The organism is Streptomyces sp. NPDC050625, from assembly GCF_040654755.1.
In the GTDB taxonomy this organism is placed as follows: Bacteria; Actinomycetota; Actinomycetes; order Streptomycetales; family Streptomycetaceae; genus Streptomyces.
Genome location: NZ_JBFAIQ010000004.1, coordinates 49,158 through 73,209, shown reverse-complemented (window position 1 = coordinate 73,209; position 24,052 = coordinate 49,158). Strand labels below are relative to the sequence as shown.

At 72.3% G+C, this 24,052-nt stretch carries 26 protein-coding genes; 8 read left to right on the top strand and 18 right to left on the bottom strand.

From position 1 onward, the window contains the following. Window positions 1-142: 142 nt before the first annotated feature. The 3 genes from AB0I54_RS10800 (at window position 143) to AB0I54_RS10790 (ending at window position 2,521) form a co-directional block, all read left to right on the top strand. Window positions 143-1,036 carry a hypothetical protein gene (locus AB0I54_RS10800; protein WP_363295595.1) on the top strand — a complete coding sequence of 298 codons (894 nt, stop codon included), beginning with the start codon at window positions 143-145 and terminating at the stop codon, window positions 1,034-1,036. A gap of 109 nt (window positions 1,037-1,145) precedes the next feature. Then, window positions 1,146-1,613 carry a hypothetical protein gene (locus AB0I54_RS10795; RefSeq protein WP_363295594.1) on the top strand — a complete coding sequence of 156 codons (468 nt, stop codon included), beginning with the start codon at window positions 1,146-1,148 and terminating at the stop codon, window positions 1,611-1,613. 20 nt (window positions 1,614-1,633) lie between these two features. Then, window positions 1,634-2,521 (top strand): fructosamine kinase family protein, encoded by an 888-nt coding sequence (locus AB0I54_RS10790; RefSeq protein ID WP_363295593.1) that lies wholly within the window; start codon window positions 1,634-1,636, stop codon window positions 2,519-2,521. A gap of 22 nt (window positions 2,522-2,543) precedes the next feature. On the opposite strand, the gene AB0I54_RS10785 is transcribed toward AB0I54_RS10790, so the two are convergent. Both AB0I54_RS10785 and AB0I54_RS10780 read right to left on the bottom strand, forming a co-directional pair. Then, window positions 2,544-4,874, bottom strand: coding sequence for a helix-turn-helix transcriptional regulator (locus AB0I54_RS10785; protein ID WP_363295592.1), 2,331 nt, complete (start codon window positions 4,872-4,874; stop codon window positions 2,544-2,546). Between the two features lie 16 nt (window positions 4,875-4,890). Next, a complete protein-coding gene (locus AB0I54_RS10780; protein WP_363295591.1) occupies window positions 4,891-5,262 on the bottom strand; it encodes a hypothetical protein in 372 nt (123 codons plus the stop codon). 149 nt (window positions 5,263-5,411) lie between these two features. Here AB0I54_RS10780 and tgmA point away from each other — a divergent pair, with 149 nt between their 5' ends. Genes tgmA through AB0I54_RS10765 form a run of 3 tightly spaced genes read left to right on the top strand, consistent with a single transcriptional unit; the run spans window position 5,412 to window position 7,524 of the window. Continuing rightward, complete coding sequence (gene tgmA / locus AB0I54_RS10775) at window positions 5,412-5,603, top strand: putative ATP-grasp-modified RiPP (RefSeq protein ID WP_263205316.1); 192 nt, start codon at window positions 5,412-5,414, stop codon at window positions 5,601-5,603. 14 nt (window positions 5,604-5,617) lie between these two features. Further along, window positions 5,618-6,601, top strand: coding sequence for an ATP-grasp ribosomal peptide maturase (tgmB, locus tag AB0I54_RS10770; RefSeq protein WP_363295590.1), 984 nt, complete (start codon window positions 5,618-5,620; stop codon window positions 6,599-6,601). Between the two features lie 35 nt (window positions 6,602-6,636). After that, the gene (locus tag AB0I54_RS10765) at window positions 6,637-7,524 is read left to right on the top strand and encodes a Gfo/Idh/MocA family oxidoreductase (RefSeq protein WP_363295588.1); all 888 of its coding nucleotides are present in this window, start codon (window positions 6,637-6,639) and stop codon (window positions 7,522-7,524) included. 11 nt (window positions 7,525-7,535) lie between these two features. Here the strand turns inward: AB0I54_RS10765 and AB0I54_RS10760 are convergent, their stop codons facing one another. After that, the gene (locus tag AB0I54_RS10760) at window positions 7,536-7,859 is read right to left on the bottom strand and encodes a hypothetical protein (protein ID WP_363295587.1); all 324 of its coding nucleotides are present in this window, start codon (window positions 7,857-7,859) and stop codon (window positions 7,536-7,538) included. Window positions 7,860-8,051: 192 nt separating this feature from the next. Between AB0I54_RS10760 and AB0I54_RS10755 the strand changes: the two genes are divergently transcribed. Continuing rightward, window positions 8,052-9,152: a PP2C family protein-serine/threonine phosphatase gene (locus tag AB0I54_RS10755; RefSeq protein ID WP_363295586.1), complete on the top strand. Its 1,101-nt coding sequence runs from the start codon at window positions 8,052-8,054 to the stop codon at window positions 9,150-9,152. A 5-nt stretch (window positions 9,153-9,157) separates the two neighbouring features. Here AB0I54_RS10755 and AB0I54_RS10750 read toward each other — a convergent pair whose 3' ends face one another. Beyond that, window positions 9,158-9,598, bottom strand: coding sequence for an Lrp/AsnC family transcriptional regulator (locus tag AB0I54_RS10750; protein WP_363295585.1), 441 nt, complete (start codon window positions 9,596-9,598; stop codon window positions 9,158-9,160). A gap of 50 nt (window positions 9,599-9,648) precedes the next feature. Next, a complete protein-coding gene (locus AB0I54_RS10745; protein WP_363295584.1) occupies window positions 9,649-10,998 on the bottom strand; it encodes a transaminase in 1,350 nt (449 codons plus the stop codon). A gap of 339 nt (window positions 10,999-11,337) precedes the next feature. Between AB0I54_RS10745 and AB0I54_RS10740 the strand changes: the two genes are divergently transcribed. Next, entirely contained in the window at window positions 11,338-11,805 is a 468-nt protein-coding gene (locus AB0I54_RS10740; protein ID WP_363295583.1) for a hypothetical protein, read from the top strand. A gap of 4 nt (window positions 11,806-11,809) precedes the next feature. On the opposite strand, the gene AB0I54_RS10735 is transcribed toward AB0I54_RS10740, so the two are convergent. The 13 genes from AB0I54_RS10735 to AB0I54_RS10675 form a co-directional block, all read right to left on the bottom strand. Next, window positions 11,810-12,034: a hypothetical protein gene (locus AB0I54_RS10735; RefSeq protein ID WP_363295582.1), complete on the bottom strand. Its 225-nt coding sequence runs from the start codon at window positions 12,032-12,034 to the stop codon at window positions 11,810-11,812. Window positions 12,035-12,166: 132 nt separating this feature from the next. Then, entirely contained in the window at window positions 12,167-13,237 is a 1,071-nt protein-coding gene (gene hypE / locus AB0I54_RS10730) for a hydrogenase expression/formation protein HypE (protein ID WP_363295581.1), read from the bottom strand. Next, window positions 13,230-14,354: a hydrogenase formation protein HypD gene (gene hypD, locus AB0I54_RS10725; protein ID WP_363295580.1), complete on the bottom strand. Its 1,125-nt coding sequence runs from the start codon at window positions 14,352-14,354 to the stop codon at window positions 13,230-13,232. Before hypD ends, hypE begins: the two co-directional genes overlap by 8 nt. Continuing rightward, window positions 14,351-14,653, bottom strand: coding sequence for a HypC/HybG/HupF family hydrogenase formation chaperone (locus tag AB0I54_RS10720; protein ID WP_363295579.1), 303 nt, complete (start codon window positions 14,651-14,653; stop codon window positions 14,351-14,353). The genes hypD and AB0I54_RS10720 overlap by 4 nt, the downstream gene beginning before the upstream one ends. A 28-nt stretch (window positions 14,654-14,681) precedes the next feature. Further along, window positions 14,682-17,054, bottom strand: coding sequence for a carbamoyltransferase HypF (gene hypF, locus AB0I54_RS10715; protein WP_363295578.1), 2,373 nt, complete (start codon window positions 17,052-17,054; stop codon window positions 14,682-14,684). After that, window positions 17,051-17,788 (bottom strand): hydrogenase nickel incorporation protein HypB, encoded by a 738-nt coding sequence (gene hypB, locus AB0I54_RS10710; RefSeq protein ID WP_363295577.1) that lies wholly within the window; start codon window positions 17,786-17,788, stop codon window positions 17,051-17,053. Before hypB ends, hypF begins: the two co-directional genes overlap by 4 nt. Before the next feature lie 3 nt (window positions 17,789-17,791). Beyond that, window positions 17,792-18,184, bottom strand: a complete 393-nt coding sequence (locus AB0I54_RS10705) for a hydrogenase maturation nickel metallochaperone HypA (RefSeq protein ID WP_363295576.1) — start codon at window positions 18,182-18,184, stop codon at window positions 17,792-17,794. 248 nt (window positions 18,185-18,432) lie between these two features. Further along, window positions 18,433-18,996, bottom strand: a complete 564-nt coding sequence (locus AB0I54_RS10700) for a hydrogenase maturation protease (RefSeq protein WP_363295575.1) — start codon at window positions 18,994-18,996, stop codon at window positions 18,433-18,435. Further along, window positions 18,993-20,414 carry a hypothetical protein gene (locus AB0I54_RS10695; RefSeq protein WP_363295574.1) on the bottom strand — a complete coding sequence of 474 codons (1,422 nt, stop codon included), beginning with the start codon at window positions 20,412-20,414 and terminating at the stop codon, window positions 18,993-18,995. The genes AB0I54_RS10700 and AB0I54_RS10695 overlap by 4 nt, the downstream gene beginning before the upstream one ends. Beyond that, a complete protein-coding gene (locus tag AB0I54_RS10690) occupies window positions 20,411-21,082 on the bottom strand; it encodes a DUF6084 family protein (protein ID WP_363295573.1) in 672 nt (223 codons plus the stop codon). Before AB0I54_RS10690 ends, AB0I54_RS10695 begins: the two co-directional genes overlap by 4 nt. After that, window positions 21,079-21,720: a DUF5947 family protein gene (locus AB0I54_RS10685; RefSeq protein WP_363295572.1), complete on the bottom strand. Its 642-nt coding sequence runs from the start codon at window positions 21,718-21,720 to the stop codon at window positions 21,079-21,081. The genes AB0I54_RS10690 and AB0I54_RS10685 overlap by 4 nt, the downstream gene beginning before the upstream one ends. Further along, on the bottom strand, window positions 21,717-22,262 hold the full coding sequence (locus AB0I54_RS10680; RefSeq protein ID WP_363295571.1) for a hypothetical protein: 546 nt from the start codon (window positions 22,260-22,262) through the stop codon (window positions 21,717-21,719). The genes AB0I54_RS10685 and AB0I54_RS10680 overlap by 4 nt, the downstream gene beginning before the upstream one ends. Then, the gene (locus AB0I54_RS10675) at window positions 22,259-24,043 is read right to left on the bottom strand and encodes a nickel-dependent hydrogenase large subunit (RefSeq protein WP_363295570.1); all 1,785 of its coding nucleotides are present in this window, start codon (window positions 24,041-24,043) and stop codon (window positions 22,259-22,261) included. The genes AB0I54_RS10680 and AB0I54_RS10675 overlap by 4 nt, the downstream gene beginning before the upstream one ends. Between the last annotated feature and the right edge of the window lie 9 nt (window positions 24,044-24,052).

The following is a 24,052-nucleotide window of genomic DNA, read 5'->3' as shown; positions in this document are numbered from 1 at the left end:
TGACACCCGTGAGACGTACTGAGCCGGACTCACGCGTCCGGGCCGGGACTTGTTGTGGTCGTGGTCATGGCGCACCCTGTTCCGGGCACGAGTCATGATCGTGTGGACCGGACAGTGCAGACCGAAGAACGGGGAGGAAGCCATGGGCGACGGGATGTCGCGGGCGATGTGGGAGCGGTACGAGCCGGTGCACGACCTCGTCTACTTCACTCCGGAGGCACGTGAAGCCGCGGACGGGCTCGGGATGCGCGGCTTCTGGATGGGGTACTTCGCGCTGCGCGCCGCGCCGCTCGGCGCGGTGCCCGCCTCCGTCGTGACCGGATCCTTCTTTGTCTTCCATCCCGACCGCGTGGCGCGGGCGCTGCCCGACGCATGGGGATTCGCGGGCCCGGCCGACGCCCTCGCGGCGCGGCAGCAGGCGATGGACGCCGCGATGACCCGGCTGTTCGGCGCGGACGTCGTCGGCTCGCCGGAGATGACGGAGGCCGCCGATCTGGCCTGGGAGGCGGCCACGGCCGCGGACACTGCGGGCCGTGTGCTCGCCGCCGCCAACCAGGCCCTGAACCGTCCCGCGCCGGCGCATGTGCGGCTCTGGCAGGCACTGACCACGCTCAGGGAGCACCGGGGCGACGGGCACTTCGCGGTTCTGGTGGGTCAGGGGCTGGGGCCGGTCGAGGCGATGGTGCTGAAGGCGGCCGCCCGTGAAGGGGACCGGGAGATACTGCGGGACACCCGCAAGTGGGAGGCCTCGGCATGGGAGGCGGCCGAGAGCGCACTGCGCGAACGCGGGTGGCTCGGGGAGGACGGGGCCCTGACCACGGCGGGCGCCGCGGCGCGAGCGGCCGTCGAGGCGCAGACCGACGCAGCCGCCGAGCGACCGTGGACCGCTCTGGGCGCGGACCGCACCGAGCGCCTCGCCGACCTCCTCGAACCACTGGCCCGGACCGTCTGGGACTCCGGGGTGCTGCCCTCCGGCAACCCGGTCGGCGTGCCCCGCACCCCCGGCCGCTGGGGGTTTGGCGAAAAACAGTCGTAGTAACCGTCGAAGTGCCGTGTAATTCAGACGTCTTCGGGATGCCGGAGATGACATTGTGCCGTCCGGGCCCGTCCGGGCCACAGGGGGAGGTAACACCACAGTGAATCGCATGCGCACGTCCGCCACGGTCCTGGCCGCGGTCGGAATCGTCACCGCCGCTCAGCTCGGCCTCGCGGGAGCCGCGTCCGCGCAGACCTCGGCGTCGACGAGCTCCGGCTGCCCGATCGACCTCGTCTATCCGAGCCGCTTCTACGTCGACTCGCACGGCTGGGTCACCAACGGCGGCCTGTACTTCGGGCTCAAGAACAAGAGCACGACCAAGAGCTTCTCGAAGGTCACCTTCACGGTCACCGACGTGAAGAACATCCGCTTCGGCACGGCCAAGCCCACGGGCGGCAAGATCACCAAGAACACGACCAAGGTCGTGTCGGTGTACACGCTGACGCTGAAGAAGAAGGCCGGCCTCGGCGTCAAGGTGCCGACGCACCTGCTCAACACCCACACCTACAAGGTGAAGTTCACCCTGAAGGGCACGGGCTGGAACTGTGCCTCGGACCAGGGGACCTGGGGCAGCTGATCCCCTCGGACCGTACGCTGGTGACCGTGGTCGAGCGCGGCGAAACAGCGGGCGAGGGGCCGGGCACCGCGGTGTCCCGGCTCACCGGTCGTCCGGTCACCAGTGTGCGGGCGTTGTCGGGGAACCTTGCCGAGGTAGTGCTCGACGGTGGCCGGGCCGTGATCGCCAAGCGTGGTGATCACGGCCCGGGCGCCGTACGGGCCGAGGTGGCCGGGCTGCGCTGGCTGGCCGCCGCCGGGGCGGTCCGCACAGCGCATGTGCACGGTCACGACGAGCGGTGGATGGTGATCGACCGCGTCCCGGACGGGCGGCCCGGCGCCGAGGCGGCGCTCAGTTTCGGCCGTGAGCTGGCCGTCCTGCACACCGCCGGGGCACCGGCGTTCGGCGCCCCGCCGCCCGACGGCCCGGTGGAGGCGTACATCGGTCTCGCCCCCATGCGCAACGTCCCCGGCACCGACTGGCCGCGCTGGTACGCCGAGCACCGCGTGCTGCCGTATCTGCGCGACGCCGTCGACAACGGCACGGTCCGCCCCGGCGAGGCCACCGTCGTCGAGCGCGTCTGCGCGCGGTTGCCGGAGCTCGCGGGACCCGCCGAGCCGCCCGCCCGGCTGCACGGCGACCTGTGGAACGGCAATGTGCTGTGGGGAGCCGACGGTCATGTCTGGCTCATCGACCCGGCCGCGCACGGCGGACACCGCGAGACCGACCTGGCGATGCTGCACCTCTTCGGCTGCCCCCACCTGGACCGCGTACTGGAGGGCTACCGGGAGACCGCGCCCCTGGCCGAGGGCTGGGAGGAGCGCACCGGCGTGCACCAGCTGTTCCCGCTGCTGGTGCACGCGGTGCTGTTCGGCCGGGGATACGCGGAACGGGCCCTCGCGGTCGCCCGCCGGGCCGCGGCGGCCTGACCGGACCGAGTGGACGGCTGTACTACTCCCCCGCGTCCGGGAGCTGGATCTGGCCGGACTTGATGTAGCGGGCCAGGTTGAGGTGGTCGCCGTGCTCCTCGCGCAGCCCCTCCGCCCACAGCACGCTCTGGGTGCCCTCGTGCTTGACCATGCCCGGACTCACCCCGATCCGGAAGCCACCGGGCAGGGGCTTGCCGTCCTTGTAGGGCAGGAAGTCGAGTGGCCCGGGCCCGTCGGAGGCGTACACCGCGCAGTCGGACAGCACCGCCACCGGGTACTGCCCGGTCGTCCGGGCGGTGGCGAGCATCTTGCGGTGCATGTTGATGCGGGCCTTGGAGATGACGGCGGCACGGATGTCGGGCCGCCACGTGGGCCGTTCCAGTGCCGGCCAGCGCTCCCCCGGACGCCATCCGGTGCGGGCCCGCTCACGCAGCTTGCCGATGCCGCCCTTGACCGTGGCCTTGATCGCCGCCAGCACCAGGGCCAGCTGCGGATCCCGGTCCTTGTGGCCGTCCATCGCGGCCAGGAACTCCTCGGGCGTCATGCCGGAGCTCACGCCGAGGTCGGCCATGGTCGCGACGTACGCGTCACGCAGACGGGTGTACCAGGCGTCCAGGTACGGGCCGTGCTCGGGACGGACGTACGCCTCCAACGGGGCGACCTCGTAGCCGAGTTCCTGCGCGTACGCCACGGTCGGCGTCGCGTACCAGGCCGGGCCGAGCGGCGCGTCGCCGTCCGGGGTGAACGGGCTCGGCAGGCGCGGGTCGAGCCGGATGTGGGAGAGGTCGACCAGCCAGGAACCGGGCAGCGACGGGTCGAAGGCGGGGTTGTGCGCATGGACCGGCGCGCCGAGGCCGACGACGGTGCGGTTGGCGGCCGCCGCGAAGGCCATGTTGACGTCGATCCCGACGAGGTACGGCTGCATACACTCCTCGTCGGTCAGCGGCCGGGCCCAGTCGTAGGCCTCCTCGCGCAGGATCTCGGCCGGGGTGCGCTGGTGGAAGCGCGGCAGATGGGCGAGGAGGGGATGGCCGTCGGGGGCCTCGCACGGGGCGCAGTCCACCGCCCGGGTCAGCGCGCCCGGGTTCGGGGCGGACACCCACTGGTCGTGGTCGTCCTTCACCGCGCGAGTGGGCGGGTGCAGCGCGGTCATCAGCTCCAGGCCGGTGACGGCGGTGGAGCCGCGCGGGGTGAGGACCCGGTCGGCGTAGGTGCCGAGGACACGGGCGAGTTCGACGGGCGGCAGTTCGGCGGCGTCGCCCCAGTGCCGGGCGTCCAGGGCGTGCCAGGCGGGAATGCAGAGCTGGACGCAGTTGCGCCGACCGCCCTGGGCGGGCCGGTAGATACGGGCCCATGGGCCGAATCCGCGCTTGGTGAGCTGCCAGTCGGCCTTCTTCAGCTGCCGGACCACCTTGTGGGACTCCGGGATACGGCCCGCCAGGCGCTCCTCGTCGCTCAGTTCGGCGGGCAGCCCGTAGCGCTCGCAGGCCGCCGCGGTCAGTACGACGAGGGGGTCCGCGTCCTTGCCCGAGCGATGCAGCCGCGGCTGCCCGAGCATCGCCTCGGCCAGCGTCCACTCCACCAGCGCCGGGAGCGACTTCGCGGGCACATCGAGGACCAGCCCGCCCACGCAGTACGCGTTGACCTCACCGTCGGCCGCGTCGACCACGGCGAGGGGGCCGTGCACGAAACGGGGGTCGGCGGTGTCGCCAGGGGCGGACTTGGGGGTGTTTCGCGGGGTGATCCGGGGCGTGTCCCGGGGGACTTTGGCCGCGCCCTTGCTCGCGGCCGGACGGCGCGACGCCGAAGCCGGTCCGCGCCCGGCCGCTCCCGACGCCGGGCGCACGCCGGACGACTCCCCGCCGGATGACTCCCCGCCGGACGGGCCGGCTTCGGCATCGTCCCCGGCGGGCCGCGGCCCGGCGCACGCGCCACCGGCCGCACCGCGCCCGGCGGACGGCTGCTCACCGTCCCTGGCCGACGCCGGATGCCCGACGGCCGTCTCTCCGGCGCCATCCTCGTCCTGTGGCGGCTCTCCGTGCGCATGCGGGACTCCGGGAACCGCGCCCGTCGCCGGTGCGGGAGGCGGTTCGGCCGGATAGCGGTGGGCCAGGCCGTCGAGGAGCCGGCGGTAGGCCTCCAGGCGTTCGCCCTTGGGCTCGGCGCGGCCCGCCTCCCAGGCCTGGATGCTCGGCACCCGTACCCCGAGCGCCTGGGCCACGGCGGCCTGCGTCAGCCCGGCCGTCTCGCGCAGCCTCACCCGCTCCACGGGAGCGGGAAGCACGGTGCCGCCGTCGACGGCGGCGAGCAGGGAGTCGACAGCCGCGAACAGCTCATCGGGCTGGTCCGTCATTTCCACATCCGTCTTTCTACCTGACGCCCTGGCGGATCTCTTCGAGCCGGGTCGTCAGCCGCTGATGGCGCTGCGAGGCGGCCTGGGAGGAGTTCAGTCCCTGGTACCCGGCGATCTGCCGCCAGTCCATGCCGCGGCGCCGCGCCTCCATGACCACCTGGCTCTCCAGCCGGTCCAGTTGATGGCGCAGTTCGTCGAAGAGGCTCAGAGCCGCGCCGACGTCGTCCACCGTCACCTCCGGCACCGGGGTGTCGGCGGCCGTCAGCAGCCGTCCGAGCAGTGCCGCGTCCCGGGCGAGCCGGTGTGCCGGGGCACCGTCATCGACGGGTCGGTCCCCCAGGGCGGACAGCCGCCTGCGGGCCTCGTCGTCCTGGGCGTCATGTGCCATGCGGGCATGCTATCTCAGCCATCCAACGAAACAACGTTCTGTTGGTTCCTTAACGGCGGCTTAAATCGGGCTGAGATTACTCAGAGTAAGGAAACCAACCAGGCGTTCGATTCGTATAAGTGCATGGAAGCTTTGAACAGGGAGAGACCATGCAACCGTTCACGCTCAACTACGCGCGCCCCGCAGTGCAGTTGGAAGTCACCGCTCCGTACGCGTACGACTCCGGACTGCAGTTGAACGTGTTCCCCGATGGCCGGATCGCTGCGACCGATCACGCAACGCTAAGAGCGCTGGGGACCACGACCTCCACGGCCGGTTCCAAGACGCACTTCGACGACTGACCGCGGATCCCCCGATGACCGTGCTCATCCTGACTTCCGACGAGGACGTGACGGCGGACATGGTGGTCCTCCGGCTCAACGAGGCCGGTGTGCCCGTGGTCCGACTCGATCCCGCCGATCTCACCAGCCGGGTCGCCCTCTCGGGCGAGTATGTGCAGGGCGTCAGCCGTGGACACCTGTCCATCGCGGGCCGCCTGGTGAGCATGAACGGTCTGCGCTCCATCTGGGTGCGCAGACCGGGAGTCGCGGCCGCCCGGGCCGCCCACCCGACCGCCTGGCTGACCGAGGAGTCCTCCCAGGCGCTGTACGGCATGCTGCGCTCCACCGACGCCCGCTGGATGAACCATCCCGACGCGGCCCGGCGGGCCCGGCACAAGCCCTGGCAGCTGAAGCTGGCCCAGCGCAGCGGACTGCCGGTGCCGGCCACCCTCATCACGACCTTTCCACAGGCGGCCCGGGAGTTCGCGGAGCGCTTCCCGGACCTGGTGGTCAAGCCGGTCTCCGGCGCGCATCCGCAGGAGCCGCCCCGGGCGGTGCCGACCAGCCGGGTCGCGCCGGACACCGACTTCTCGGCCGTCGCCTTCGGGCCGACCCTGCTGCAGCGACGGGTTGGAAAGCGCGCCGACATACGGCTCACCGTCGTCGGCGACCGGCTGCTCGCCGCGCGCAAGCCGGTCGCCGCGGACGCCGACCCCGACGACGTGGACGTGCGCTTCGCCCCGTCCGCCTCCCCCTGGGTTCCCGTGGACGTGCCCCCACGTACCGCGGAAGCCGTCCACACCTATATGAAGCAGGCCGAAATCGCCTACGGGGCCTTCGACTTCGCGGAGGACGCCGACGGGATCTGGTGGTTCCTGGAGTGCAACCAGTCCGGCCAGTTCGGCTTCGTGGAGATGGACACCGGGCAGCCGATCGCCCGCTCCATCGCGCAGTGGCTGGCGCAGGACGCCGAACCGGTACGGCCATACGTCAACGGTGGCAGGAGAATGACCCCTTGACCGAACCGGCAACGACATCAGGAAGGGGCCACCGTATGCGCGTGGGACTGCTCGGGACCGGACCGTGGGCGCAGGCGGCGTACGCCCCCGCGCTGAGCGGCCACGGTGAACTGGACTTCACCGGGGTGTGGGGCCGCCGCCCGGAGGCCGCCTCGGCGCTGGCCGAGCAGTACGGCACGCGTGCGTACGACGACGTGGACGCCCTGCTCGACGACGTGGACGCGGTGGCCGTGGCGCTGCCGCCGACCGTGCAGGCGGACCTGGCGGTGCGCGCGGCCCGGGCGCGCTGTCATCTGCTGCTGGACAAACCGCTCGCCCTGGACGTCGCCGACGGACGGGCGGTGGTCGAGGCGGCCGAGCGGGCCGGTGTCGCCTCCGTGGTGTTCTTCACCACACGGTTCCAGCAGGAGCCGCAGGCCTGGATCGACGAACAGGCCGCCGTCGCGGGCTGGTTCACCGCCCGGGCGGAATGGCTCGGCGCGGTGTTCACCAGCGACAGCCCGTTCGCCGCCTCGCCCTGGCGCCGGGCGAAGGGCGCGCTGTGGGACGTGGGCCCGCACGCGCTGTCCGTGCTCCTGCCGGTCCTCGGCGACGTCCGCGAGGTGACGGCCGCGGCCCACGGTCCCGGAGACACCGTCCACCTCGTCCTCGACCATGTCACCGGCACGTCGAGCACCCTGACCCTGAGCCTCACCGCCCCGCCCGCGGCGGCCGGGGCGGTGGTCGAACTCCGGGGCGAGGCGGGAGCGACCCTGCTGCCGCGCAGCTCGGAAGGGGCGGTCCCGGCCCTCACCCGAGCCGCCGACGCCCTCCTCGCGGCCGCCCGCACGGGCCGCCCGCACTCCTGCGACGCGGCGTTCGGCCTGCGGGTCACCGAGATACTCACGACGGCCGAGACCCGCCTCAACGGCAGGACCGCATAGACCGCATCCGTTCAGTCCTCGTCGAACGGTTCGTCACTCCACCGGAACCAGGCCCGGTCCCCCTCTATGTGCAGCAGGAACTCGGGGACGGGCCCGTCCGGCGAGGACAGGGACACCCGGCGCCGTATCTCCTCGTACGCCTCCTCCCACAGCTCCCAGTCGTCGTCCCGGTCCGCCAGGGCGAGTTCACGGGCGAAGAGCTCTCGCACGGAGCCGAAGGCGGGGCCGGGCGTGAACCTCCCCGACAGCCAGGGGAAGTCCATGTCGTCGATCAGGATCTCGCCCACGGCCTCCCCGCCACTGCGCACGCGCCACACCGAACCGTCGAACGCCATGCCCGCCCCCTCCGCCGCCCGCTGTCGATCACCGCGCTGTCAGCATGTCACCCGGCACTGACATCCGGAGCCGACCGAAAGGTGCGGCGGCAGGGTCGGGCCTGGTGTCACACGGTGAGCGGGCGCGTACGCACAGGTCGATCGGTGTCTCGCGGACGGGCCCGGATCCGTGCGGGGGCGTAGCTTGGGCTTGTGAGGACGGTGGGCGGGCGCTGGTCGCGCCAGTACCGGGACGAGCGCAGCTGGCTACGGGGCGCTCCTCCGCCGCGGTGGGTACGGGTGCTGCCCGTCGCCCTGCTCGTGGGCGTCATCGCGGCCACCGCCGCCAGCCGCAACTACCTCGACCTGGGGTTCCTGCTGGGCGCGATTCCGCCGCTGGCCGTCCTGTCCTACGGCCCGGCGGCCACCGCGCTGCTCGGGGCCATGGTCATCGTGGTGCTGCACATACCGGCCACCCATCTGAACCGGCCCGGCAACACCGATCTGCTCACCATCATCTTCGTCGCCGTGCTGAGTGTGTTCGTGTCCTATGTGCGAAGTCACCGCGACGCCCAGCTGATCACGGAGCGGACGGTCGCCGAGGTGGTGCAGCGTGCTGTCGCGCCGCCGCTGCCGGAGCGGGTCGGGCGGATCAGGTGCACGGGGCTGTACCGGGCCGCCCAGCACGGGACTCTGGTCGGCGGGGACTTCTTCGACGTGCGCGACGGGCCGTACGGTGTCCGGGCGGTGATGGGCGATGTGCAGGGGCACGGGCTGTCGGCCGTGGCGACGGTGGTGTCACTGCTCGGAGCCTTCCGGGAGGCGGTGCTCGACCAGCCCGATCTGGAGTCGGTGGCGGCCCGCATGGACCGCAGACTGACGGTGGACTCGGCGGGGGTGCGGCATGCCGAGCTGTTCGCCACTGCCATGCTGCTGGAGTTCTCCGGCGACGCCCGCTCGGTACGGATCGTGGCCTGCGGGCATCCTCCTCCGCTGCTGCTGCACGACGGGCGGGTCCGCGAGGTCGGCATCGAGTCGGGCACGCCCCTGGGGCTCGGTCTCGTCGGTATCGATCCGCCGAAGGAGGTCACGGTGGCGCTCTCTCCGGGCGACCGGCTGTTCCTGGCCTCCGACGGGGTGTGGGAGGCACGGGACGACTCCGGCGACTTCTATCAGCTGCCCGAGCGGCTCGCGGAGCTGGCCCGTGACCGCTCGACCGCGCTGACGAAGCTGGTCTGGTGGGATCTCGTACGGCACTGCGGCACCATCCGGGACGACACGACGATGCTCGTCCTCGCCCCCGACCTGCGCTGACCGGGTCAGCCCACGTCCCACAGGAAGCGGTGGGTGTGGATGGCGAAGTACGGGAAGGACTGGACCTGCCCCACGCCCTCGATCTGCCGGACCACGTCGTTGACGAAGTCCAGCAGGTCCTTCGGGCCGGGGGTGACCACCTCGGCGAACAGGTCGAAGCCGCCCGAGGTGAGCACCGAGTAGACGACCTCGGGGCGGTCGGCCAGGGCGTCGGCGACGGCGCGCGGGTCGCCGTCCACGCCGATGCCGAGCAGTGCCATGGCCTGCCCGCCCATGGCCATCGGGTCGGTGACGCCGACGACCTGCACGGCCTTGGCATCCAGCAGCCGCTGCAGCCGCTGCCGGGCCGCGGAGGCCGACAGGCCGACCTTCGGACCGAGGTCGGCGTACGCGATGCGCCCGTCGGTCTGCAGTTCACGCAGGATGGCCCGGTCGATCTCGTCCACGTGCTTCCTCTCCGCCCCTGGCCTGCTTGGGTCAACCCTAGTGGCGTGGCTCAGGCGTTCAGTTCGGCGAGGGCGGCGGCGAAGAGCCCGGTGTGCGTGTCCACGTCCTGCTCGGTGGTGTCGGGGCACATCAGCGCCATGTTGTGGAACGGGGTCAGCAGGATGCCCCGGTTGGCCAGGTAGAGGTGGAGGAAGTCCTCCAGCTCCGGGTCGGCGGCGGACTCGGACTCGGTTCCGGTGCGCGGCGCCGGGTCGGCGAACCGGTACTCGGTGCGGGCGCCGAGGCGGCTGACCGACCAGGGCAGTGCGTGGGCCGCGATGCCCGCGCGGACGCCGGCCTCGAAGCGCTCGGAGAGCTTGGCCATGTGGTCGAACGCCTGGTCGGTGAGGACGTGCTCCAGGGTGGCTCGCATCGCGGCGACGGAGAGCGCGTTGCCCGCCAGGGTGCCGCCGACCCCGCCCATGTCCACCAGGTCCAGGTCGTCGCGGGCGAGCAGCCGCTCGGCCAGGTCGGCCGAGAGGCCGTAGGCGCCGGCCGGGATGCCGCCGCCGATGGCCTTGCCGATGGTCAGCAGGTCGGGTTCCAGGTCCCAGGCGGCGGTGCAGCCGCCCGGCCCGGCGGAGAAGGTGTGCGTCTCGTCGTTGATGAGGAGGGTGCCGTACTGCCGGGTGAGAGCGCGTACGCCGGCCAGATAGCCGGGTTCGGGCAGCACGATGCCGATGTTGGTGAGCGCGGGTTCCATGAGGACGGCGGCGACATCTCCATGGGCGAGCTCGCGCTCCAGCTGCGCGAGGTCGTTGAACTCGGCGACCCTGCTGGTCAGGGTGACGTCGCAGGGGGCGCCGACGTTGCCGGGGCGGGCGGTGCCGCGGCCGTCCGGGCCCACGACGATCAGCGACTCGTCGACGCTGCCGTGGTAGCTGTAGCTGTTCACGAGGATCTTGGACCGGCCGGTGACGGCCCGGGCGAGCCGGATCGCCCAGCGGTTGGCGTCGGTCGCGGTCAGCGAGAAGCTCCAGCGTGCGAGCCCGAAGCGGCGGGTCAGCTCCGCGCCGACCCACTCGGCGTCCTCCGTGGGGAGCATCGCGGTGGCCCCGCCCTGCTCGGCGAACCGGCGGTGCACCGCCTCGGCCACCACGGCGGGCGAGTGGCCGGCCATGGCACCCGTGTCACCGAGGCAGAAGTCGATGTACTCGTGCCCGTCGATGTCGCCGACCCGGGCTCCCCGGGCGGTTGCCAGATAGCGCGGGAAGGCGCCGGCGGTCTTGTTCATCCAGGTCATCGGCACCCGGCCGAAGAGGTGGTCGGCCCGCGCGTAGGCCGCCTTCGAACGCGGGTTGCGGCGCTCGGCCTCGGCGCTCTCGCGGGCCAGGAGGTGGTGGAGACGGGTGCGGTCCATGGAATTCCCCAGTGGCGACGGCAGTGACGACGGAACACCGGGAGCGTACGACTGAAGCAGCTGAGTCATCAAGGTTTGACGCTCGATTCGAGCGTCCACGTGCTCGAATCGAGCGTCCGTGCCGTCACCAGAAGTAACGATTACTCTCCCGACACCCCGAATCCGTGCTCAAATTTCCAGCGCCGGCCGTGAAACGCCAGGGTGCGCCACCCCTTCCGCCAGGTGCATTTATCTACCAGCATGCCTATCCGGTGTTGGCGTGAAGTCGCACGAACTGCACGGTGACCGACGCCGCGCCCACGCCCGTGTCAGGCGAGCGGAGATCACCCGGAGCGGTGCATGATGAACCCGATGTGGATGCAGGGCGTGGAATGGCTGGCCGCGGCGGCGGCGAACCCCCGGGCGTGCAAATGGGAGTGGGACCACGGTGAGGGCATCGCGCTGCTGGAGGCCGGACGCTTCTGGGACGTGCTGAGCGTTCCCGACCGGCTCGGTCTGCTCACCCTGGACCTGCTGTGGCGGCCCTCGCTGCCCGTTCCCGGGCCGACCCTGGTCGACACCACGGCGCACCGGGTCGGCTTCTTCCTGCCGCCCGACCCGTCGGGACAGTGGGTCGGCGCCGGGCTGCGCTACGCGACCAAGGGCTCCTGGGTCGCCGTACCGCCGCCGTACCGGTCGGCCCGCTCGCTGGAGTGGCTGGTCCCGCCCGACGGAACCGGCACGCTGCACGGTCCCGGCACCCTGGAAATGGCCCTGCGCCAGGCCAACGGCACGCTCGCGGTCCTCGGGCCCCAGGCCGACGAATAGTGCCTCACAGACGCTCGACGCCGGGCCGGATGCGCGCCGGAAGTCCGGCGAGGAAGGTCCACTTCAGGTCCGGGTCGGCCGGCACGGACCGGCCCTCGGCGCGCCACTCCGCGACGAGTTGCGCGTAGATCGGCTCACGGGCCCGCAGTGCGGCGGTCGGCCGTGCGGGGCGGGGCGCGGCAGGCTCCGGGTTCTGTGAGCGTCGGAAGGCGACGGAGGTACGGTCCATGCCGGAGCAACGCGCGCTGTGCGCCGGTGGTACGCGCGCACCCGGGCGCTCACCGGGTGGGGTGAGTGCGCCGCCCGATCGGGGCACCCGCCGGTACGACAAGCATCCGGAACGACGGGTGCCCCGGTCCGGTCAGCAGATCCTCGGCAGCTGCTCCCCCAGGGGCATGTCGACGACCCGGGTGCCCCCGAGGCCGGTGCGGGCCACCACCATCCCGGGGTGTTCGCGCACCGCCTCGCCGATGATCCTCGCCTCCTTGCCCAGCGGATGTGCCCGCATCGCGTCCAGGACGGCGTCGGCATGCTCGCGCGGCACGAAGGCCACGAGCTTGCCCTCGTTGGCGACGTAGAAGGGGTCGAGGCCCAGCACCGCACAGGCGTTGGCCACCTCCGGCGGGACCGGGACGTCCCGCTCGGTGACGACCACGCCCGTCCCCGAGGCGGCCGCGATCTCGTTGAGCGAGGCCGCGAGTCCGCCGCGGGTGGGGTCGCGCAGCACATGCAGATCCGGGGTGACGGCCAGCATGGTCTCGACGAGACCGCCGAGCGCGGCGCAGTCGCTCTCGATCTCCACCCCGAACTCCAGGCCTTCGCGCACGCTCATGATGGCCACGCCGTGCACCCCGATCGCACCGCTGACGATCACGACGTCGCCGGGGACGACCCGCTGCGGCCGCAGGTCGACGCCCGCCGGGACGAGGCCGATGCCGGCGGTGTTGAGGTAGATCCCGTCGCCGTGGCCGGCCTCCACCACCTTGGTGTCGCCGGTCGCCACCTCGACGCCCGCGGTCCGCGCGGCCGCGCCGAGCGCCTCGGCGACCCGTGAGACGGTCTCCAGCTCCACGCCCTCCTCCAGGATGAATCCGCAGGAGAGGTAGGCGGCCCGGGCCCCGCTCATCGCGAGGTCGTTGACCGTGCCGTTGACGGCGAGGTCGCCGATGCTGCCGCCGGGGAAGAACAGGGGCCGTACGACGAAGGAGTCGGTGGAGAAGGCCAGACGCACACCGCCCAGGGAGAGCGCGGCCGCGTCGCCCATCTGAGCGAGGACCTCGCCCCCGAAGGCGGGCGCGAACACGTGCTGGACCAGTTCGGCGGAGAGTGTGCCGCCACCGCCGTGGCCCATGACGATCCGGGGCTGGTCGCGCAGTGGGGCCGGGCAGGTCCACCCGCTCAGGTCCAGGGTGTCGGAGGTGCTGTCAGGCAACGGGGCTCGCCTCCCGGGCCGCGGGGGTGATGTCCAGGCGCCGGTAGAGGTAGTACGCGGCACAGGCGCCCTCGCTGGAGACCATGGTGGCTCCGAGCGGGGTGCGGGGGGTGCAGCGGGTGCCGAACGCCTCGCACTCGTTCGGCTTGAGCAGCCCTTGCAGGACCTCACCGCTGCGGCACTCGGCCGGCTCGCAGGTGCGGATGCCGTCCACGGCGAAGCGCGACTCAGCGTCGTACTCGCGGTACTTGGCGGACAGCCGCCAGCCGCTGTCGGGGATCACGCCGATGCCCCGCCAGGCGCGGTCGGTGACCTCGAAGACGTCCTCCAGCATGGCCCGCGCGGCCGGGTTCCCCTCGGCGCGGACGGCGCGGGGGTAGGCGTTGTCGACGGTGTGCTCACCGCGCTCCAGCTGCGCCACGGTCCGGCGCACGCCCTCCAGGATGTCGAGCGGCTCGAAGCCGGTCACGACGATCGGGACGCGGTGGCGCTCCGCCAGCTCCGGATACTCGTCCATGCCCATCACGGTGCACACGTGCCCGGCGGCCAGGAAGCCCTGCACCCGGCAGCTCGGGGAGCGCATGATCGCCTCGATGGCGGGAGGCACGCGGACGTGCGAGACCAGCAGGCTGAAGTTGCGGATGCCCAGCTTGCGGGCCTGGTGGACCGTCATGGCGTTGGGCGGTGCGGTCGTCTCGAAGCCGATGCCGAAGAACACCACCTGGCGGTCAGGGTTCTGCTGGGCGATCCGCAGGGCGTCGAGCGGAGAGTAGACGACCCGTACGTCGCCGCCCTCGCCGCGCACCTGGAACAGGTCCCGTCCGGTGCCGGGCACCCGGAGCATGTCGCCGAAGGAGCAGAAGATCACCTCCGGCCGGGAGGCGATCTCCAGGGCCTTGTCGATGACCTCCAGCGGGGTCACGCACACGGGACAGCCCGGACCGTGGATCAACTCGACCTGTTCGGGCAGGAGTTGGTCGATGCCATGACGGATGATGGAGTGTGTCTGCCCGCCGCAGACCTCCATCAGCGCCCAGGGCCTGGTCACGGTGGCGTGGATCTCGTCGAGGAGCCGCCGTGCCAGCGCCGGGTCCTGGAACTCGTCGATGTACTTCACTTGCGCGCCTCCTCGGCGACGTGCGTCGCTCCCGCGCCCGCGGCAGCTTCCCAGGGATCGCCGAACTCCTCCTGGAGCATGCCGAGTTCGGCAAAGAGTTCGAGCGTCTGCCGGGCCGACTCCTCGTCGAGCCGCTGCAGCGCGAACCCGACGTGCACGATGGCGTACTCGCCGACCCGCAGGTCGGGCAGGTACTCCAGGCACACCTCCTTGACCACACCGCCGAAGTCGACGGTGGCCAACCGGGTGCCGTCGCGCTCCTCGATGTCCAGGACTCTGCCGGGTACCGCCAGGCACATGGGCCTCTCCTCGCTGTGGGGTGGTTCGTCAGTCGGGGACCGGGGTGCGCGCGGCCACCATCAACTGGCCGAGCGCCAGACCGCCGTCGCCCGGCGGGACCAGGTGGTGGCGCAGCACCGTGAAGCCGTCCGCGTCCAGTGCCCTCGTACAGGCCGAGGAGAGCGGGGAGTTGAGGAACACTCCGCCGGTCAGGGCGACCGTGTCCACTCCGTACCGCTCCCGCGCCCGCAGGCAGACGCGGTGGACGAGATCGGCGACGGCCCGGTGGAAGCGGGCCGCCACGCTCGCCGGATCGGCACCCGCGCGCAGCTCGGCCATGATCGCCGAGAGGACGGGTCCCGCGTCGGCCCGCACCGGTTCGCCGTCCAGCAGGGCGAACGCGTAGGCGGCGGTGTCCTCGCGGGGTGCCCGAAGGGCCGCGGCCTCCAGTTCGACGGCCGCCTGGGCCTCGTATCCGGCCAGCTGGCACACCCCCGCGAGCGACGACACGGCGTCGAAGAGCCGGCCCATGCTGGAGGTGGGAACGCAGTTCAGGTTCCGCTCCAACTGCCGGGCCAACACGGACAGTTCGCCAGGAGGGCAGTGCGCCACACAGGCCAGGTCGGCGGACCAGTCGATCCCGGCGGCGCGCAGGTGTGCGAGGGCCATGCGGTAGGGCCGGTGCACCGCCGCGTCTCCGCCGGGCAGCGGTACGTAGGCAAGGTGTCCGAAGCGGGTGAAGCCGTCGTAGTCCGCGAGCAGGAACTCCCCGCCCCACACGGCCCCGTCGTCGCCGTAGCCGGTGCCGTCGAAGGCGACACCGAGCACCGGCCGGCTGCCGTCCAGGCCGTGTTCGGCCATCGCGGAGGCCACATGGGCGTGGTGGTGCTGGACGCGGACGACGGGCCGGCCGTCGGCGTTCGTGGTCGCCCACCGGGCGGAGCGGTAGCCGGGGTGCCGGTCGGCGGCCAGCAGGGTCGGCCGTACCGGGGTGATCGACTGCAGCTGCCCCACGGCGCGCTCGAAGGCCCGCTGGGTGGCCAGGTCGTCCATGTCACCGATGTGCGCCGACAGCCAGGCCCGGCGTCCCTCGCCGAGGCAGAGGGTGTTCTTCAGGTCGCCGCCGACCGCGAGGGCCGGCCGCACGGGGACGGGGAGGTCGAGGGGCAGGGGCGCGTAGCCACGGGCGCGGCGCACGACCAGGGGCCTGCCGTCGCACACACGCACCACGGAGTCGTCGCACGGCACATGGATCGGCCGGTCGTGAGTGAGCCAGGCGTCGGCGAGCGCGGCCAATCGCTCCAGCGCCTCCGCGTCGTCGGTGACGATCGGCTCGCCGGAGACATTGCCGCTGGTCATGACGAGGAGCCGGGTGCCCTCGGGGTCGCCGGGCAGGCCGAACAGGAGGTGGTGCAGCGGGGTGTACGGCAGCATGATGCCGAGGTCGGGGCTGCCGGGGGCGACGGTCTTGGCCGGCCGGGGCCTCGCGGGATCGGTGTGTGTGCGGCGGCGCAGCAGGACGATCGGGCGGCAGGCGCCGGTGAGCAGAGCGCGCTCCTCGGGGTCGAGGCGCACGAGGTGCGCGATGTCGTCGAGGCTCCGGGCCATGACGGCGAACGGCTTGTCACCCCTGGACTTCCGGTCGCGCAGCAGGGCGACCGCGCCGGGGTCGGTGGCGTCGCAGGCGAGGTGGTAGCCGCCGAGTCCCTTGACCGCCACGATCGCGCCGCGCGCCAGCAGAGCGCGGGCCTCGGCGACCGGGTCGGCCGCGGTGACCGGGACCGGCCGGCCTCCGGGTTCGGCGGCGCGCACCAGCAGTCGCAGGCGCGGCCCGCAGGCCGGGCAGGCGACCGGCTGGGCGTGGAAGCGCCGGTCGCCGGGATCGGCGTACTCGCGGGCGCAGTCGGGGCACATCGGGAAGCCGGCCATCGTGGTCTGTGCCCGGTCGTAGGGCAGGCCGGTGACGATCGTGAACCGCGGGCCGCAGTGGGTGCAGTTGACGAAGGGGTGCCGGTGGCGCCGGTCGGCGGGGTCGGCCAGTTCGCGCAGGCACTCCGCGCAGGTCGCCGTGTCCGGGGGGATCAGTGTGCCGGCGGGTCCTGCCGTGCGCGAGACGAGGATGCTGAACCCGCTCTCGCCGAGGGCGGGCACGTCCTGGTGGTCGACCAGGTCCACACGGGCCAGGGGCGGTGCGTCCGGTGCGATCCGGGCGCAGAACCGGGCGACCGCCTCGGGCGCGCCCTCGACCTCCGCCACAACGCCTTCCGGGGTGTTGGTCACGTGCCCGGACAGGTCCAGTGCGGTGGCGAGGGTGAAGACGTACGGCCGGAAGCCGACCCCCTGCACCACACCGCGCACGGTGACCCGGCGCCGCAGGCGGGTGAGGCCTTCGGCTTCGAGGGGTGGAGGCAGGACGCTCACGATCGGGACGGAACCGTGGCGTGGTCGTGGTGATGGTCGTGAAGGGGCTGACGGGCCATCACGGGACTGTGCGGCGGGGTGCCCTCCGCGGCCGCCAGGGCCCGGTCGAGCAGGGTGCCGAGTCCCTGGTTGCCGCGCACCGAGGTCAGCAGCACCTCGACGCCGGGATTGACCCGCTCGACGTTCGCGCGGAAGGCGGCCTCGTCGAAGCCGACCGCCTCGGCGATGTCGGTCTTGGTGACCACCACCAGCTGGGCCAGGCCGAAGGCGGTGGGGTACTTCAGCGGCTTGTCCTCGCCCTCCGTCACGGAGGCCAGCACGACGCGGAGCGTCTCCCCGAGGTCGTAGGAGGCGGGGCAGACGAGGTTGCCCACGTTCTCCACGAACAGCAGCCGGGTCGGCTCGGGCAGCCATCCGTCCAGGTGCCGGGCGAGCATCCCCGCCTCCAGGTGGCACAGTCCGTCGGTGAGGACCTGCTTGACCGGGACGCCCGAACGCGCCAGCCGTGCCGCGTCGTTCTCGGTGGCGAGGTCGGCGGTGAGCGCCGCGACCGGCACGGACCGCTCGCGCGCCAGCGTCAACTCGTGTTCCAGCAGTGCGGTCTTGCCGCTGCCGGGGCTGGAGAGCAGATTGACGACCGTGGTGCCGCGGGCCGTCAGTTCGGTGCGCAGGGCGTGTGCGGCCTCGTCGTTCCGGGCGAGGACCGCCTGTTGCAGATCGAGCACACGGCACATGGTTCAGCGCTCCTGGACGATCGGTTCGCGGGTGGCCGAGGGCGCGCCGTCGTCCCACCGCACACGGGTGACGCGCAGTTCTCGGCCCGACAGCAGTTCGGTGGTCCCGCCGGCGCACCGTGGGCAGGTCAGCGAGGGCGGCATGCCGACGGCCCATTCGTGCGCGCAGGGGGCGCAGCGTGCCCGCCCCGGGACGGTGTCGGTGACCAGTTCGGCGCCCTCGAGCACGGTGCCGGCACAGGCCAGTTCGAAGCAGAAGGACAGGGAGTCGGCCACGACACCGGCGAGTTCGCCCACCTCCAGGTGCACCGTACGCACGGCGGTGACGTCCCCGGCCCGCTCGGCCGCTTCTTCCACCTGTCCGATCACCGCCAGCGCGATGGACATCTCGTGCATCGGTCTCCGTCCTGGCGCGTGGAGTACGCGCCGGTCACCGGCCCCCATTACAGGCGCGGCAGCGCGGGCGGGCGGCTCGGCACGCCGTCGCCGCCCGGGCACGTACGCCGTTCGCCGCAACGAGACGCGGGCGGACGGGACCGTGTCTCACATCCGGCTGATCTTCAGGTAGCGCCTGATGTCGGGCAGCGACTGCACGACCAGGGCCGCGACGGCGGCGGACAGCACTCCCAGCGCGATGTTCTTCTTCATCGTGTCTCTCCTAGGTTGACGGCTTCGGCGGCCCGGGGCGGCGCCCCGGACTCCGGGGGCGCGGCCAGCAGCTCTTCGATCAGCCGGACGGCGTGCGGTACGGCGTCGGACACCGGCCCGCTGAGGCCGATCCCCTCCTGCACACAGGCCGGTTCGCAGCCCACGACCAGGGTGCGGCGCGGGGGCCGGCCGCCGGTGCCGGCGCACAGGGTGCCCAGCAGGGCGAGCACGGCGTCGGGGGTCATCCGGTGGCCGTCGAGCGGGGCGTGCTCCGTGCCGTCCGCGCCGATGTCGTCGTGCTCGATCACATACAGGGTGCCGGGGGCGCCGCCGCGGGCCGTGGCGTCCACCAGGATCAGGGTGTCGTAGCCGTCGAGGAGCTGGTAGGCGAGGTGCACGCCCCGCACTCCGATGTCCACGGCCTCGACATGGCCGGGCAGTTCACGTCCCGCGAGGGCGCGCACGGTCTCCACGCCGAAGCCGTCGTCGCCGAGGAAGATGTTCCCGATGCCCGCCACGAGCACCCGGCCGTCATGGCCCCGCTCCGGGGAAGGGCTCATGCGTCGTCCTCCAGGGGGGTCAGTTCATCGGGCTGGAAGTACAGATAGCGGCCCTGTTCGCGACGCAGGTCGGCACCGGGGTCGCCGTCCACCGTCACCGCGAGGTGCACTACGCCGTCCACGTCGTGCAGCACGGCCTCGACCGTCGCGGTGCGCCCGCGCAGGAACAGGTCCTGGGCGTCGGAGCGGCGCAGGCCGGGGTTCAGGACGACCCGGCTGCCGGCGCCCACCGGCCGCCCGCCGACCGTGACCCGGTCGCGGGCGGGGTCGAAGCCGGCGTCGGCCGCCGGGTCCCACCAGGGCACGTCGGGCTGTGGTACGCCGTGCTCGTCGGGGATGCCCGCGGCGGGCGCGGGCCGTGTCACCTCGCGCAGTCCGCGCACGGTGCCGTGCAGGCGCTCCAGTACCTCCGGAGGCAGCGAGTCGGCCAGGTCGATCACGGCGGCGGCCCGCTCGTCGGTGCCCCGGGCCTCGCGCTTCTCCTCGTCGGTGAGGGCGGCGGTGCGCAGGGCGAGGATCTCGTCGATCTCGGTGGCGTCGTACAGAGTGCCGGGGCTTTCGGGCGCGATGGCCGGGTGGTCCTCCAGGATGATCGGCGAGGACAGTACGACATCGGCGCGGCCGGGTTCGCCCGCGAGCACCGGCCAGGTGTGCAGATTGCGGCAGGAGGCGATCGCGGCCTTCGCCCACTCGGGGGGATCGGTCATCGACAGGAACGACCCCTCGCTCAGCGCCATCAGGAGGTGGGCGGCCACGAGGGAGCGCGGGAGTGCCGCGTCCCGGTCGGCCGCGTGTCCGGACGGCGGCAGCCAGCTGCTGGTGTTCTCGGCGACGGCGGTGAGCCGCACGACCCGGTAGGGCCCGTCGAGTTCACGCGCCGACAGGCGCAGCAGTCCGCCGAGTTCCTCGTAGCGGTGGATCGTCCGGCCGACGGTGCGGCCGTCCTCGTCGAGGACGGGCTCGCTGTCCTCGCCCGCGGGGCGGTCGAAGGGGATGGTGACGTCACCTGCGAGGAGGTCCGCCACGGGCACGACCGCCTCGACGCGTTCCTCGACGCCCTCGTCCCAGGGGACCAGGACCCGGTCGGCGAGCCGGAGTTCGGGGACCGTCTCGAACCCGCCGTCCGCGAGAGCCCGTTGGACGGTTCGCCGGCGGGCGCGCAGGAAGCGCAGTTCGACGGCGAGGGTGGCGCCCGACCGGGGTTCCATCAGGCACTCGGTGTGCTGGAAGGCGTGCTCCTCGCACTCGGCGCCCCAGCCGGGCGGCACCAGCACACCGAACTGCCAGCGCAGCCGGTTCTTCGCGGAGGAGGCCCGGTACGGGTAGAGCACATAGCCCTCGAAGAGCACGGCGTCGGCCACCTGCCGGGCGAGGGCGAGCCGCGCCTCGGTCTCGGGCGCGAACGTGGTCACGCTCACGAAGCGGTCCTTCCGGTGATGAGGGCGCCGGTGCCGGACGCGCTCCGTGTCTCGTCCAGCAGGGCCCGTACGGTCGCCTCCCAGGAGGGCAGTGCCCTGCGTGAGCGGAAGGCGAGCAGGGCGACCATGGTGTCGCGGGGCAGCCGGATCCAGCCGCAGCCGGGGAAGTGCTGTTCGACCATCTCGCGCCAGGTCGCGACGGGCATCCGGAACGTCGCCTCCCGGTCCCAGGGCACGGGCTCGACACGGAAGCCGCCCTTGCCGGTGAAGGCCGTGCCGGAGAAGAGCATCAGCAGCGGGACCTCGCCGCCGCTGAGGGCGTCGAGGTAGCGGGTCGCGGCGATGTCCATGTCGTAGGTGCAGGGCACGACCAGGTCCGCCTCGGTCTCCCGGGTGAAGCCCGTGACCATGAGCGGGACCTGTGCGAACTGCACCGGCTGGAGGGTGCTGCCCCAGCGGGAGCGCTCGCCGAAGAGGTCGGTGAGCGCCTCGGCCTCGCCGCCGTCGTAGCCGCGCCGGGCGGGCTCGATGCGGAGCTGGCAGTTCAGCAGGAGGGCGTGCACCGGTTCGTCGTCGGGCTTGGTGATGCGCAGCCGGAACACCAGGGTGGGTCCGGCCGCGTAGCGGTCCGCGCGTACGCCGGTGCAGGCGAAGGAGAGTGCGGTCACGGCCGGTCCTCCTCGCCGACGGGCCGGGCGAGGGCCGCGACCCGTGCGAAGAACGCGTCCAGGGCGGCGCGGGCCTCGGCCCCGCCGTCGAAGCCCTGCCACAACAGGCGCATCCGGCCGACCAGTTCGTAGCAGAGGTCGATCGGGACGAGATGGCACTCGACATCGGCCCCGGTGCGGCGCAGCAGGAGCGCCTCGACGTCCGGTTCGAGCAGCCGGGCGAGTTCGGTGGCGGCGAGGACTCCCGTCCAGGCCTCCGGTTCGAGCTCGCTCTCGGTGGCGCCGGCCGGGCTCGGGTAGAGGGCCACCAGCCGGTCGAGTGCGGTGTTGCGGAAGAAGAACGCGACACCGACCGGGATGCGCAGCGTGTCCCAGGCGTTGTCGTCGAGGCGGTGGTCCGGGTCGGTGAGGCAGCGGGCCGGGACCGGCCGGAAGCGGCCCGCGCCGGCGCCCGGCCGCTCCATCAGCAGGAAGCAGGACGGGCAGGCGCACACCAGCGCCCGCTGCTCGGTGTCCACGAGGTGGCGGTGCTCCCCCTCGGCCACGACGAGCGAGCACAGTCCGCACCGCTCGGGCCGCGGCGGGCGTTCGGTGAGGAATCTGCGCAGGCCGGACGCCGGGGCCGACGTAGCGGTCATCCGCGGGCCCCGGGCCGGGTGCCGATCTGGAGCAGCGCGGGCTCGCCGGGTGTGTCGGCGGTGCGCACCTCGACGGCCGTGACCTCCGGTACGAAGCAGGTGAGGGCGTCCTCGGCCGCCTGCCGCACCGCCGACGCGGTGGCGGCGCAGCCGCAGCCCGCCCCGGCCGCCGCCCGCAGCCGGAGCCTGCCCGTGGGTTCGTCGAAGTCCTCGACCTCCAGGCCCTGGTCGGGAACGGTGGCCAGGGCACGGGCGATACGGGCCTCGCGGTCCTCGGGGTGGAGGTCGTGGAGCACCAGCAGGCCGGCCACCAGTTCGTCGCCGAGCAGGGCCTCGACGGGGGCGCCCGCGGACAGCAGGTCCACGATCCGGGCGAGCCCGGCGCCGTAGAACTCCATGAGGGACCGCACCAGTTCCTCCGCCGCGGCGACCGCTGCGGTGTCGCCGGTGGCGCCCAGGCGGTCGAGGACGTCCTCGATCCGCCGCCCGGCCTCTTCCGCGCTCATCGGGCGCGTGGCGGCGGCCGCCGTGGGCGCGCTCATCCGCCCAGTCCGCTCAGGCCGGTGGGCACGTGCATCTTCTGCACGGTCCTGCCGCCGCCGACGTACATGTGGACACCGCAGGGCAGACAGGGGTCGAAGCTGCGCACGGTGCGCATGATGTCGATGCCCTTGAAGTTCTCCGGGGAGTTCTCCTCGAAGATCGGGGTGTTCTGCACGGCGTCCTCGTACGGGCCGGGGGTGCCGTAGGAGTCCCGGACGCTGGCGTTCCACGGGGTGGGCGGGTAGGGGTGGTAGTTGGCGATCTTGCCGTCGCGGATCACCATGTGGTGGGAGAGGACACCGCGGACCGCCTCGGTGAAGCCGACGCCGATGCTCTCGTCGGGGACCTCGAACTTCTCCCAGGTCTGGGTGCGTCCGGCGCGGACCTCGTCCAGGGCCTGTTCGGCGAAGTGCACGGCGAGGGCGGCGGTGTAGGCCTGGAAGTAGCTGCGCGCGCGGTTGCGTTCGAGCGCGTTGCTCCACTGCGGGATCTTCCACTCGAAGGTGGTCTCGGGCTTGGTCATGGTCCGCGGCAGGTTGATGATCACGCTGTGGCCGGTGGCCTTGACGCCGCCGGTGTCGACGAGTCCAGCCAGGGCGGTGGTCCACAGGCGGGCGAGGGGGCCGCCGCCGGTGTCCAGGGCGAGATGCTCCTTGCCGTCGAACCAGCGGGGGGACATGACCCAGCTGTACTTGTCGTCGAAGTCCCGCTTCTGCGGGGCCGGGATGGTGTGCTGGTTCCAGGGGTGGCGCGGGTCGACCGGGTTGCCGAGCGGGTCGTGGGTGACGAAGAGGTCCTTGCCCTCCCAGTCCTCGTAGTACGAGCTGCCCAGCAGGATGCGGATGCCCAGGTTGATCTGCGTGAGGTCGGTGGTGACCAGCTTGCCGTCGAGCACGATGCCGGGGGTGACGAACATCCGCCGGCCCCAGTCCGTCATGTTGGCGTAGGTGAAGTCGCAGTACTCGGGGTCGTTGAGCGCTCCCCAGCAGCCGAGCATGACGCGGCGGCGGCCGACCTCCTCGTAGCCGGGCATGGCCTCGTAGAAGAAGTCGAAGAGGTCGTCGTGGAGGGGGACGACCCGCTTCATGAACTCCACGTACCGCATCAGCCGGCTGAGGTAGTCCGTGAAGAGCTGGACGGAGGCGTTGGTGCCGACGCCGCCGGGGTACAGCGTGGAGGGGTGGACGTGGCGGCCCTCCATCAGGCAGAACATCTCGCGGGTGTAGCGGCTGACCTGCAGCGCCTCGCGGTAGAACTCGCCTTCGAGGGGGTTGAGGGACCGCATGATGTCGGCGATGGTGCGGTAGCCGTGCTCCGCGGCGTGCGGGGCCTCGGTGCGCTCGGCGAGTTCGAGGACGCCGGGGTTGGTCTCCTTGACCATCTTCTCGCAGTAGTCGACCCCGACCAGGTTCTCCTGGAAGATGTTGTGGTCGAACATGTACTCGGCGGCCTCGCCGAGGTTGATGACCCACTCGCCGAGGTGCGGGGGCTTCACGCCGTAGGCCATGTTCTGCGTGTACACCGAGCAGGTGGCGTGGTTGTCGCCGCAGATCCCGCAGATGCGGCTGGTGATGAAGTGCGCGTCGCGCGGGTCCTTGCCGCGCATGAAGACGCTGTAGCCGCGGAAGACCGACGAGGTGCTGTAGCACTCGGCGACCCGCTTCTGCTTGAAGTCGATCTTCGTATGGATGCCCAGGCTGCCCACGATCCGGGTGATCGGGTCCCAGGACATCTCCATCAGGCCGCTGCCGTCGCCGGCCGCCTTGGTCTTCGGGGTCATGGTCTGTGT